The 12,431-nt window shown below is 47.4% G+C and carries 12 protein-coding genes; 4 read left to right on the top strand and 8 right to left on the bottom strand.

Going from position 1 to position 12,431, the window contains the following annotated elements; all coding sequences use genetic code 11:
- Positions 1-35: 35 nt before the first annotated feature.
- Positions 36-953 (bottom strand): LysR family transcriptional regulator, encoded by a 918-nt coding sequence (locus C8D85_RS05090; RefSeq protein ID WP_133560252.1) that lies wholly within the window; start codon positions 951-953, stop codon positions 36-38.
- An 89-nt stretch (positions 954-1,042) separates the two neighbouring features.
- Between C8D85_RS05090 and C8D85_RS05085 the strand changes: the two genes are divergently transcribed.
- Entirely contained in the window at positions 1,043-1,942 is a 900-nt protein-coding gene (locus tag C8D85_RS05085; RefSeq protein WP_244936908.1) for a DMT family transporter, read from the top strand.
- 71 nt (positions 1,943-2,013) lie between these two features.
- Here C8D85_RS05085 and C8D85_RS05080 read toward each other — a convergent pair whose 3' ends face one another.
- The 6 genes from C8D85_RS05080 to C8D85_RS05055 form a co-directional block, all read right to left on the bottom strand.
- Entirely contained in the window at positions 2,014-3,732 is a 1,719-nt protein-coding gene (locus C8D85_RS05080; RefSeq protein ID WP_133560251.1) for an ABC transporter substrate-binding protein, read from the bottom strand.
- Positions 3,733-3,798: 66 nt separating this feature from the next.
- A complete protein-coding gene (locus C8D85_RS05075) occupies positions 3,799-4,071 on the bottom strand; it encodes a DUF2160 domain-containing protein (RefSeq protein WP_133560250.1) in 273 nt (90 codons plus the stop codon).
- A gap of 11 nt (positions 4,072-4,082) precedes the next feature.
- A complete protein-coding gene (locus tag C8D85_RS05070; RefSeq protein ID WP_133560814.1) occupies positions 4,083-4,880 on the bottom strand; it encodes a carbohydrate ABC transporter permease in 798 nt (265 codons plus the stop codon).
- Between the two features lie 135 nt (positions 4,881-5,015).
- Positions 5,016-5,882 (bottom strand): carbohydrate ABC transporter permease, encoded by an 867-nt coding sequence (locus C8D85_RS05065; RefSeq protein WP_133560249.1) that lies wholly within the window; start codon positions 5,880-5,882, stop codon positions 5,016-5,018.
- On the bottom strand, positions 5,875-6,975 hold the full coding sequence (locus C8D85_RS05060; RefSeq protein WP_133560248.1) for an ABC transporter ATP-binding protein: 1,101 nt from the start codon (positions 6,973-6,975) through the stop codon (positions 5,875-5,877). The genes C8D85_RS05065 and C8D85_RS05060 overlap by 8 nt, the downstream gene beginning before the upstream one ends.
- Before the next feature lies 1 nt (position 6,976).
- Entirely contained in the window at positions 6,977-8,065 is a 1,089-nt protein-coding gene (locus tag C8D85_RS05055; RefSeq protein ID WP_133560247.1) for an ABC transporter ATP-binding protein, read from the bottom strand.
- 395 nt (positions 8,066-8,460) lie between these two features.
- On the opposite strand from C8D85_RS05055, the gene C8D85_RS05050 reads away from it, so the two are divergent.
- The 3 genes from C8D85_RS05050 to C8D85_RS05040 are packed head-to-tail and all read left to right on the top strand — an operon-like array spanning position 8,461 to position 11,280.
- A complete protein-coding gene (locus tag C8D85_RS05050; RefSeq protein ID WP_133560246.1) occupies positions 8,461-10,392 on the top strand; it encodes a sigma-54-dependent Fis family transcriptional regulator in 1,932 nt (643 codons plus the stop codon).
- A 41-nt stretch (positions 10,393-10,433) separates the two neighbouring features.
- Positions 10,434-10,733, top strand: coding sequence for an antibiotic biosynthesis monooxygenase family protein (locus C8D85_RS05045; protein WP_133560245.1), 300 nt, complete (start codon positions 10,434-10,436; stop codon positions 10,731-10,733).
- A 40-nt stretch (positions 10,734-10,773) separates the two neighbouring features.
- Positions 10,774-11,280 carry a DUF7482 domain-containing protein gene (locus C8D85_RS05040; protein WP_133560244.1) on the top strand — a complete coding sequence of 169 codons (507 nt, stop codon included), beginning with the start codon at positions 10,774-10,776 and terminating at the stop codon, positions 11,278-11,280.
- Positions 11,281-11,332: 52 nt separating this feature from the next.
- Here C8D85_RS05040 and C8D85_RS05035 read toward each other — a convergent pair whose 3' ends face one another.
- Entirely contained in the window at positions 11,333-12,313 is a 981-nt protein-coding gene (locus C8D85_RS05035) for a TauD/TfdA family dioxygenase (RefSeq protein ID WP_133560243.1), read from the bottom strand.
- Between the last annotated feature and the right edge of the window lie 118 nt (positions 12,314-12,431).

Here is a 12,431-nt window from a genome sequence, read left to right as displayed (position 1 = left end):
CGCTCGTTTAGCATCTCTGTAGGCTTGCTGAACACCTAATCCTTTTCAGCAAGCTCAGAGGTAAGAAAACTAATAAACGCTCGAATGGTCGCCGGCACAAAGCGTGATTGGCTGTATTGAGCGTATATCGTGCCGTGATAGCTCCCTTGGAACGTCCAATCCTGCAACAACGCCACCAACTCGCCTTTTGAAATGGCTTCATTTACCACGAATTCTGGAAAAATCGAGATCCCCAGTCCTTTCTGAACGGCAGCTAGACGAATCTCAGAGTGGTTGCTGGCAAACGCGCCTTTTGTCATGACCTGCTCTACTGTTTCACCGTTGGCAAAGTACCAACAGTGATCATCGTTTTTTTCACCTAAAGCGATGCATGTATGGTCTTTTAAATCCTGTGGGTGTTGTGGTTTGGGGTGTTGTTCAAGGTAATCCCAAGTTGTGCAAAGCACTTGCTTAACGAATCCCACAGGCCTCGCCACCAGATGTTCACAAGGGGATTCAGTCACCTGAAGCAATAGATCCACTTCCCCTGTCGCTGGGTCGACCATGTTATCTGAAGCCGTGAGCTGCACTTTTAACGCTGGGTGCTGCGCCATAAATTTAAAGATCAAAGGCGCAATGATGTGCTTACTTAATGCTTTTGGGGCCGCAATCCTTAGCAGACCATTCAACTCGTGTTTTTGACTTTCAATGCGAGCAATGGCGGCTTTTGCTGCGTCCATCATTGAAAGCGCTTGTTCGTATACATCCCGACCTATCGGTGTCAAAGCCAATGAACGAGTGGTGCGCTCTAATAATTTACTGCTCAATTGATCTTCAAGCTTGGAGATGGCACGACTAATGGAAGAGGGCGGCAGCTGTAGACGTCGGCCCGCTTCAGAAAGACTGCCTGCATCGACCACCGTTACAAATGTGCCGAGTTCAGGCAGTAGCTTGAGTAGTTCATTTGTGTTCATAAGACAAAAGTTATTTATTAGTTGCCTGTATTATTGTCTTGAACGATACAATTTAGACTGTACCTCGTCAAAAGAAACAACGAGGTAAGATGATGACAACCCTAACAACTCACCCCTATCGACCATTATTTGGCTGGACAGAATGCATGCTGCTACTGGTCGCGATCTTTTGGGGGACCAGCTATGGATTAACAAAAGACGCGTTAATGTATGTTGGGGTGTTTAGTTTCATTGGCATCCGTTTTGGACTGACATTCCTGATGCTTTTGCCTGTCTTGGTTCGAGATTTTAAACAAGGCAAGAATCAGGATTGGTTACGCGCTCTGCCTACCGGTCTTGTTCTGTCAGGAATCTTTGTCTGTGAAGTGTCTGGCGTGCTGTATACCAGCGCTACGAATGCTGCGGTGCTGATCAGCTTGTCTATGATCCTAACGGCGCTTGCAGAAACGTTGATTAATCGTAGCCGAGTTTCTGGATCTCTATGGCTCATGGGGATGTTAAGTTGTTTGGGGGTATTGCTGCTGAGCTTGCACTCAGGCTTTAACCTCTCGTTCAACTTAGGAGATGGCTTGATTCTATTGGCTGCAGTAGGGCGTGCAATCATGGTGACGCTGACCAAACGCCTGACTCATAACCGTTCCATTACCATGTTGAGTTTGACTGCGATTCAGTCTCTGATGGTGATGCTCATGGCCATCATCGTTGGCTGGGGCTCAGGCGAATCGATTGCTTGGTCGTCACTCAGTCAACCTGCTTTTTGGCTGATTACCTTGTATTTAGTGCTGATGTGTACGCTGTTTGCATTTTTTGCTCAAAACCTTGCGATCAGCCGAACGTCCCCAACGCGTGTCGCGCTACTGATGGGCAGTGAGCCGTTATTTGGTGCCCTATTTGCCATGTTGTGGCTGGGGGAGAGTCTTTCTCTAATCCAATGGCTCGGGGCCTTGTTAATCATTGCCAGTGTTATGCGAGTGTCCACTAGCCGTTAAGTGAGCATGCTGAATGCAAAAAAAGACCGGCGCGAAGCCGGTCTAACACTTAGAGGGTGATCTTTTGAACGTTATTCCCAAGAGCGTAATAGCGCGTCGTAATCGACGGTTTTGCCTTGAGGTTTTTCGTTCGCAAGTTTCGCTTTTGGCGCACCTGGTTGATTCAACCAGTAGGCTTCATCACGAGGCTCGTTTAGTTTTGGACCACAGTTCTCATGAACACCAGCACGCTCTAGACGCTGAAGCACTTTATCTTGGGCTTCTGCTAGGCCGTTAAGTGCCACTTGTGGTGTCGCTTCGCCAGATGCGGCTTGAGAAATGTACTGCCACCATAGCTGAGCCAGTTTTGGGTAGTCCGGTACGTTCGTACCTGTTGGTGACCATTGCTCACGAGCAGGGCCTTTGTAGAACTCAACTAAACCACCTAGGAATGGTGCCGCTTCTTGCATCTCTGGCGAGTTGATGTCCGATTCACGGATTGGTGTTAGGCCAACCAGCGTTTTCTTCAAAGAAACCGTTTTAGACGTTGTGAACTGAGCGTATAGCCAAGCCGCTAAACGACGATCTTCAGGCGTTGAGTTCATGAACGTCCATGCGCCCACGTCTTGGTAACCCAGTTTCATGCCTTCTTCCCAGTAAGGTCCACGTGGAGAAGGAGCCATACGCCATTTTGGCGTGCCGTCTTCATTTACCACTGGTAGGCCTTTTTGTGTCATATCAGCCGTGAACGCGGTGTACCAGAAGATCTGCTGAGCCACGTTACCTTGTGCTGGCACTGGGCCGGCTTCAGAGAATGTCATGCCTTGCGCTTCTGGTGGCGCGTATTGACGCAACCAATCCACATATTTAGTCGTCGCATAAACCGCTGCTGGACCGTTGGTCGCACCACCACGAGCTACGCTGGAACCGACAGGGTTACAGCCTTCAACACGAATACCCCATTCATCGACTGGTAAACCGTTTGGCAGGCCTTTGTCACCCGCACCGGCCATAGAGAACCAAGCATCCGTGAAACGCCAGCCTAGAGATGGGTCTTTTTTACCGTAGTCCATGTGACCGTAAACTTTTTGACCATCGATTTCGCCAACGTGCTTAGTAAAGAACTCTGCGATGTCCTCGTAAGCGGACCAGTTCACTGGCACACCTAGCTCGTAACCGTAAATTTCTTTAAATTGCTTCTTAAGCTCTGGACGTTGGTACCAGTCATAGCGGAACCAGTATAGGTTCGCAAATTGCTGAGTAGGCAGTTGGTAAAGCTTACCGTCTGGACCAGAGGTGAAGTTCAAACCGATGAAGTCACCTAGATCAAGAGTAGGAGACTTAAGGTCGCTATGCTGCTCCATGATGTCTGAAATAGGTACTACTTTACCGTAACGGAAGTGAGTACCGATCAGATCGGAGTCGTTTACATAAGCGTCGTAGATGTTACGACCAGACTGCATTTGGGTTTGCAGTTTTTCGACCACATCCCCTTCTTGGATCAAGTCATGGTTCACCTTAATCCCTGTGATCTCAGAGAAGGCTTTGGCAAGAACTTGTGACTCGTATTTGTGAGTAGTTAGTGTTTCCGATGCGACGTTGATTTCCATACCGCGAAAACGTTTAGCTGCTTCAGTGAACCAAGCCATTTCTTTTAATTGCTCAGCTTCTGAAAGAGTCGATACCGTAAACTCACTATCTAGCCATTTTTGGGCAGCATCAGAGTATTGGTCTGCCCAAGCAGATCCTGAACCCAGTGCAACAGCCAATGGGATAGCAGCTAAAACGAATTTCTTTTTATTGTTGTACATGTTTTACCTCAATGATTAAAGATAGGTATTTCGCTTCCATGCAGGTTCTTCCTTGTACACTCTCACTTAACCCCAGCGCATCAGGAAGCACATCCAAAGCACGCAAAGGGCGGTTGCTACGTAAAGTGGAACATCACTTAACGCAACGAAACCTAGGTGAACAAAGGCGCTACTCAGTAGGCCAATAAACAAACGATCGCCACGTGTCGTTTCAATCGGCAAAAAGCCTTTACGTTCCACGCTTGGGGAGATCGCTTGCCAAGTCGTCATCGCGACGAGGATCAAAGCGATGCCAGCAAAAAATGCGGCAGTAGGTAAGGTCCAAGACATCCAAACCATTTTGAAGCTCCTTAAACTCGGCCTAGGGCGAAGCCCTTAGCAACATGATTTCGAACGAAGTAGATCACCAAAATACCTGGGACGATGGTCAGCACACCGGCAGCGGCGAGTAGCCCCCAGTCCATACCGGATGCGGACACGGTTCGCGTCATGATGGCACCAATCGGTTTGGCATCAACGGACGTCAGCGTTCTTGCTAGCAACAGTTCTACCCAAGAGAACATAAAGCAGAAGAAAGCCGTCACACCGATGCCAGAGCGAATCAATGGCAAGAAGATCTTGACGAAGAATTTCGGGAACGAATAACCGTCGATGTAGGCGGTTTCATCGATCTCGCGTGGCACGCCACTCATAAAGCCTTCTAGGATCCAAACCGCCAGTGGCACGTTAAACAAACAGTGTGCTAACGCCACGGCAATGTGGGTGTCAAACAAGCCAACCGACGAGTACAGCTGGAAAAATGGCAACAGGAATACCGCTGGTGGTGCCATACGGTTAGACAGCAACCAGAAGAACATGTGCTTATCACCGACAAACTTGTAACGGCTGAACGCGTAAGCAGCGGGCAGGGCAACTAATAAACTGATCACCATGTTCATGGATACATAGATGATCGAGTTTACATACCCCATGTACCAAGTCGGATCGCCAAAAATCTTGGCGTAGTTTTCCAGGGTGAAGTTCTCAGGAAAGAACGATAAGCCACTTAGAATTTCCGTATTGGTTTTAAATGACATGTTGATGAGCCAGTAAATAGGCATCAGTAACAAAATCAAATACACCGTCATGCCGATGCGGCCACGCCACATCGCATTTCTTGCTTTGCGCTCAGCCAGACTGACCACAGGAGCTTGCGGCGCTTGGCTTGAGTAAGAACCCTCGGCGATTGTTTCTTCAGACGAGCGTTGTGACGTGATGCTGGATGAAGTCGACATACTCACCTCCTATTTGTCTTTTTGCATATGCATGATGGTGGTGTAGAACACCCAACACACCAGCAGGATGATTAAGAAGTACACCAGAGAGAAGGCGGCGGCAGGACCTAGGTCAAACTGACCGATGGCTTGCTGTACCAAAGACTGGCTTAAGAAGGTTGTTGACGTTCCTGGACCACCACCGGTTAATACAAACGGCTCGGTGTAAATCATGAACGAATCCATAAAGCGCAACAGCACGCCAATGATCAACACATTGGTTAACTTCGGCAGTTGGATGTAACGGAATACTGCCCAACGCGACGCTTTATCAATGCGTGCAGCTTGGTAGTACACTTCTGGAATGGCGCGTAGGCCCGAGTAGCAAAGCAATGCCACCAAAGGTGTCCAGTGCCAAACGTCCATTAGTACCACGGTTAACCAAGCGTGCATGGGTTCTGAGGCGTAGTTATAGTTGATGCCCAGTTCCGCCATCATTGCGCCAAAAAGACCAATGTCAGCACGGCCAAAGATCTGCCAAATTGTGCCGACTACGTTCCACGGAATCAGCAGTGGGATCGCCACCAAAATCAGCGCTAGAGATGCTCCTTTGCCTTTGGTTGGCATCATTAACGCTACCATGATGCCGAGTGGAATCTCGATCGCTAGGATTGTGAAAGAGAAAATAAACTGGCGAATCAAGGCATCGTGCAAACGCTCATCCAGCATGACTTGTTTGAACCATTCTGTGCCCACGAAGTAGCGCGTGTAAGGGTCAAAAATGTCTTGCACTGAGTAGTTCACCACCGTCATTAACGGAATGATGGCGGAGAAGGCAACGATCAAAAATACTGGCAGTACCAACCACCAAGCCTTGTTGTTTTCGACCTTAGTCATGGGGTACCTCCACTAAATAATCGTTGAGATAAATCTTGGTCCACTGCTCTGGGAAGCTGACAAAGGCTTTGCCTTCAGGCACTTTCTGGTCTTCGCTTAAGCGTGCTTTCATGGACACACCGGCAAAGGTAAAAGTAAGAATTTTGTAGGTGCCCAAGTCTTCAACAAAGTCCACATCTACTTTGAAAGCGTCTACATTCTGGCCATCCCACACATGAACAAACTCAGGGCGAATGCCTACGGTTGCTGAGGTCGCGTTTTGTGCTTTCAGAGCAGCTAACAACTTCGGATCGATATTCAACGTATGTTCACCAAAGATCAGCGCATCCTCGCCAACTTCAGCTTCTAAAAAGTTCATGCCCGGTGAGCCAATGAAGTAACCGACAAAGGTATGAGCAGGGTGCTCGAATAATTCACGTGGCGTACCAAATTGAACAATTTGACCTTGGTACATCACCGCGATTTTGTCGGCAAAGGTAGAAGCTTCCAACTGATCGTGGGTCACATACACCATGGTGATGTTGAACTGTTCATGGATTTGCTTGAGCTTACGGCGCAGTTTCCACTTCAATTGTGGATCGATGACGGTCAATGGTTCGTCGAACAAGATTGCCGACACATCATCACGCACCAAACCTCGTCCCATGGAGACTTTTTGTTTCTGGTCAGCGGATAGACCTTTGGCTTTGCGTTTTAACTGGTCGGAAAGCTCTAGGATTTCAGCCACTTCCAGTACCTTAGAGCGGATTTTATGCTCTGGTACGCCAATGTTACGTAGTGGAAAGGCCAAGTTGTCGTACACACTCATGGTGTCGTACACCACAGGGAACTGGAAAACCTGGGCAATGTTGCGCTCTTCAGGCTTCAGCTCATTGACGCGTTTACCATCAAACAGCACTTCACCGTCAGAGGGTTCCAGCAAGCCAGAGATGATGTTTAAAAGCGTCGATTTGCCACAGCCTGATGGCCCAAGTAGGGCGTAAGCGCCGCCTTGGTGCCAAACGTGCTGCATTTGGCGAATGGCGTAATCTTCCGGTTTACTGGGCGCATCACTGTAAGTATGGGCCAAGGCATTCAAAGTAATTTCTGCCATGTTAGCGTCCTCCTAAACCAGCTGGTGCATGCACAAGGCGACCCGCTTCGTTAAAGGCGTACAGCTTGTGTGTTGGGAAATACACTTTGATCTGTTGATCAACGTGATACTCATGCACACCCGAAAGGTGTAGCACCAAATCAAAGTGTGGATTGTGCACGTGCAGGAAGGTTTCGCTGCCACTGATTTCGGCAAGGTCCACTCGTACGGGGAGTTCTAAATCGTCGTCTGAGTGTGGCACTAAACCAATATGCGAAGCGCGAACACCAAAGCGGTAGTTGCCTGGTTCTAAAGGACGCAAGTCGCTGTTTAACTGAAAATGAACACTGTCATCAAAAGTCACCTCGGTATCGCTAACACGACCAGGCACGACATTGATTGGTGGTTCGGAGAACATCTCTGCGGTGATGATGTCTTTTGGACGGTGGTAAACCTCTGCAGTTTCGCCAAATTGTAAAAGTTTGCCTTCGTGTAGTACCGCGGTGTTCCCCGCTAAAGCCAATGCTTCGTTAGGTTCTGTGGTAGCGTACACAGCAATACAGTTACGAGCTTTAAACAAGGCGCGTAATTCTTGGCGAAGCTCTTCACGAAGTTTGTAATCTAGGTTCACCAGTGGCTCATCAAACAAAATAATTTGTGAGTCTTTGACCAATGCGCGGGCCATGGCGGTACGCTGCTGCTGACCACCAGATAGTTGCAGTGGTAAGCGGTCTAGATAAGGATCAATGCGCAGCATTTCAGCGGTTTCACGAACTCGGCGATCAATTTCTTGGTCCGACATTTTCGCTAGGCGCAAAGGCGAGGCGATGTTTTCATACACCGTCATGTTGGGGTAGTTGATGAACTGTTGGTACACCATAGAGATGTTACGCTCTCGAACCGGAACACCCGTTACATCAACATTGTTCATCATAATTTTGCCTGATGTCGGGCGGTCCAGCCCTGCCATTAGGCGCATCAGCGTTGTTTTACCGGAGAGTGTTCTTCCCAAAAGCACGTTAAATGAACCTGGCTCTAGGGACAGATTGACGTCGTCAATCCAAGTTTCTCCATCAACAACGCGAGACACATTACTCAGCGTCAGTGACATTGTAATTAACCCTTTTTTGTTGTTATGGCCGCCACAATGATGCGGTGTGTAGTCGGCACTGTGTTCAGCATCGCCTCAAGAGATTGGCTTGTCGCTTTTCGCAAATGCATAAACATGTCAGTGGTCAGAGTAACAATACAAAGCCTGTGCCAAGATTGTGTAAGAAAAAGGTGTTTTTTGCTAAATTATTGAAATATATAGATATAAATTAATTTTGAGTCGCTTTTTAGAAAATGTTCGTTTACGAAACACAAGTGTTCACATCCGTAAAAAGTGTTCACTGAACAGTCTCTTTGAACACTGTTGAACAATCCTTGGTAATTGAATTGACCTTGTGGTCAGAGCCAAGCAGAATAGCAGTTGGCTTGTCGCTCCTTTTTCAAATGGAGCACAGAATGACGATAAAAAAAGAACAACAAGAATCGGATGACAGCAAGGCAATGCGAAGTCCCAACGTCAACTTAAATGACGAAGAACACAAACAACAGATCGAAGCCTCGTGGTATCGATGTGAACAGTTTGGTTTAGAGCACACCTCTGAACCGAATTTTGCCGCCCTGCCAAAAGGGGAGCTTAATGATTTACGCGATCAACACCGTAACTTATTAGAAACCACTGAGAATGAGATCATTCCCTATTACGAAAATATCCTCAGTAACTCGGCCTGTATCATTGTCTTAGCAGACCGTCAGGGACATGTACTCAATACATGGGGACAAAACCGCTTTGGGCGTGGTGAGTACCACGGTTTAGTGGAAGGTAACCAATGGACTGAACAAGGTGTGGGCACCAACGCTATCGGTACGGCGATTATCAGTGGTCGTGCGATTCAAGTTGGCCGTGATGAACACTACTTACGTGCCAATCGTTATATGGTGGGGTCAGCTTCACCTATTTATGATACAGGCAATGAACTGCTGGGCGTCCTAGACATTTCCTCTGACGCGTATCTTCCTCAAGATCATACCCTTGGCATGGTTAAACTCATGTCTCTAAGTGTCGAAAATCGTTTGATCTTTGCTGCATTCCAGCAGAATCATTTTATTGTCAGCTTTAATACCAATCTCACCAGCCTCGACAGCCATTGGTCAGGATTATTGGTATTGGATGATCAAGGCACCATTGTCTCGGCTAACCGCCGTGCTGAAATCGTTTTGGCGCGGGACTTATCGCTGCTGAATATTTCGCAGATTTTTGACTGCGACATGCGTGAGATTAAAAACCAGCCGTTGCACATGCCCATGAAGCAACGAGCGTTAGGGCGTTTTCAGTTTTATATGAAGGTGCTGCCACCTGTCACCCAAGTGATGAAAGTGCCTGACTATCGTACATCAGGTGGTTATGAAGCGCCGCCGCAGCAAATTGCGAAGCAAAGTATGCCCAGCAGCATCCCTGATAATGTGATTCCGTTAGATGAGCTAGAGCATGGCGACCCACAGGTGCAGCGCGTCGTAAAGCAAGCTCACAAAATCATGGAGAAAGACATTCCGATCTTAATCCATGGTGAAACGGGAGCGGGCAAAGAAATCTTTGTGCGCAGTTTGCACTATCACAGCTCCCGTCACAAAGAGATGTTGGTGGCGGTCAACTGTGCCGCCATCCCATCCGAGTTGGTGGAGTCTGAACTCTTTGGATATGAAAAAGGTGCCTTCACTGGCGCTCAAAACAAAGGCTCAATTGGCCTCATTAGACGTGCGCACAAGGGCACCTTGTTCCTTGATGAAATCGGTGAAATGCCTGCCACAGTGCAATCCAGATTACTGCGAGTGTTGCAAGAGCGTGTGGTTACACCGTTGGGATCAACCGAAGTATATCCTGTCGATGTGAAACTGATTTCAGCCACCAATCGAAACTTAAAAGACGAAGTGGCAGAAGGGCGCTTTAGACAAGACTTGTATTATCGAATTTCAGGTTTGAACATTGAGCTGCCTTCGCTGCGACAGCGCCAAGACAAGCGTAAACTGATTTCCTACGTTCATGAACGCTTACGCATAGATGAACCAGGGCCAGCCCTGTCAGAAGAGATGTTGGCACTGTTAGAAGGACACCCATGGCCAGGCAATATGCGCCAATTAGTACATGTGTTAAAAGTGGGCATGGCTATGGCAGATGGGGATGAGCTGGAAGATTGGCACCTGCCTGATGATTTCTTTGATGACCTGCAAACGTCTGCACAAGTATCTGAAGAGCAAAGTGAACCTGAGTCATACGATGTCTTAATTCCTAAGTTATTGGCGCAAACCCAAGGGAATGTGTCTCAAACAGCCAAGCTGGCTGGCGTTAGCCGTAATACCGTTTATAAATATGCTAAAGAAAAAAGCCTATAATTCTATAACGTAGTGATTTGTTTCATCTTAAGGAGAGCGCAATGATTCGAGTGGTTTATGAGTGGCACGTCAGCCCAGAGCATCTATCAGAGTTTTGTGATGCTTGGCAGCAAACGACAGGCTTGGTCCGAGAAATGTATGCTGGTGCCCACGGCAGCGTGTTGTTGCAACATGAAAGTAAAATGAATCACCTACTTACCATTGCTCGTTGGAACACAACGGAAGATTGGCGTAGTTTCTGGTCCAGTGATAATCCTCCTGAAATTTTGCGCATGAGCAAATTGGCCACCTTGGTGTCAGTCAATGTCTATGAAGAGCTTGGGAACTTTATCTCTAAGTAAAGACTCATAGGACATGAAATTATAAAAGGAGGCGAAGGAAATGACTGTCCGAGGGGTGCTGGGAATTTTGTTAATGATTGGTCTAACGGGGTGCGCCACCAACTCGACCAAACAAGTGTCACTGCCACTACAAAGCGCTTGGTTCAATAATGACCTAGTCTACTACGTGACAACGGATGTGTCTGATCAGGACATGGCAAAAGAGATGGGCGCCAACTATGTGCCACGCTTACGTGATGCTATCCCAAATTACCCCAAACCGCCTCGTCAAAAGACAGTGCTTGAGCGCGTTTACGGCTTTCCCAATGGTGAACAGAGAAATATTTTCCCCTCGGCACCTACGCCAGTGGGCTATCAAAGCACTGATACCGCCTATTCGCCACTTTGGCTAATGTACTGGGTGAAATGGGTGAATCCTGATGAAGCCTACGAACTCAAATCAGAAGAAGCATTGCTGGATGCGGAAGCAAAAGGCCTAGTGAACATCGAACGGACTAACGTCGTGGTGAACTGTCCAATTGTGCCATCGCCTTACGTAAGTCATTGATGATGTTAAGAGTTTAGAAAGGCGCTTGACTGCACAAGCGCCTTTAATGACTTTACTTGAAAGAAATAGAGGCAAGAATGCGGCGTTCGCCTTCAAATGGTTGACGTGCATGTAAAACAGTATGGTTATTGATCCATAATACATCGCCAGCTTGCCATTTAAAGTTTACGCACAGCTCATCCATGGCCTCAACGAGTTGTTCAAGTGCCATGGCATCCATTGGCTCCCCATCTGCTGTCGTGACCGCTTTTTCCCCTTGGTTGCGAGAATCATTCCAGCCTGTGAACACAGCAACAATAGAGTTAAAGAAAGTTTTTTGCTGAGTTTCATCATCGAAGCGAATACCTGGTAGCACGCGAGTTTCTGTGCGTACATCACCGTTTTCTAGCCATTCCCAATTCATGCCCGCTTCGCGCATTTTTTCTTCTGCTTCCTCACGGGTTTGTACATGAAAAGTGTCTTTCCAAGAGCGGCCAATTGCAGATGTGTTGTCCGTCACTTCAGGCATCACTCGTACATAGCGAACCCCTTGCTCTTCAACTTTTTTGGCGAAGTCAGGAGCGATTTCAAAGAATTTTTTGCAGATTTCGCCTGAGTGAAGAATGGAGGTCGCGCCACCTTTGGCAGCGGAGGTTTCACAATAAAAGAAGATATAACCCGGAGGTGTTGGTACTTGCGCCATTTCGTGGTGAAACGGAATTTTTTCTGATGCTGGGGACTCATTAGCGGTCACGATACGTGAAGCCGTTACCTGTGCACGAGGGGCGGCGCCACCTACATAAGGCATGTTTTGGTAGTCTGTTTGGTCGAGCATCTTTTCGAACTCGTCTGAGTTTTCGACCGGGAAGCCCCGAAATAATACGGCACCGTGTTTGATCAACAGATCATGAAGTTCTGCTTTGTTGCCTTCTACCCAATTGAAAAAGTCCATCTTATTGCTTTGAACGTCCGAGTTGTGAGGCGTTACCAGCAATGGAAAATCCAACCCATTTACTTGTTTTTGTTCTTCTAGTTTGGAAATTACCACACTCATATTTACTCCCGATTTAGGTCATCGTGTTGTTAGGGATTCATTTATTGATATGAATCAATAGTGAATGAATTTAATTAACTCTAATCACGTGAATCTAAAAAGTAAATCAATAGTGAAT

The organism is Marinomonas communis (assembly GCF_004363305.1).
Lineage (GTDB): Bacteria > Pseudomonadota > Gammaproteobacteria > Pseudomonadales > Marinomonadaceae > Marinomonas > Marinomonas communis.
This window is presented reverse-complemented; position numbering and strand designations above follow the sequence as displayed.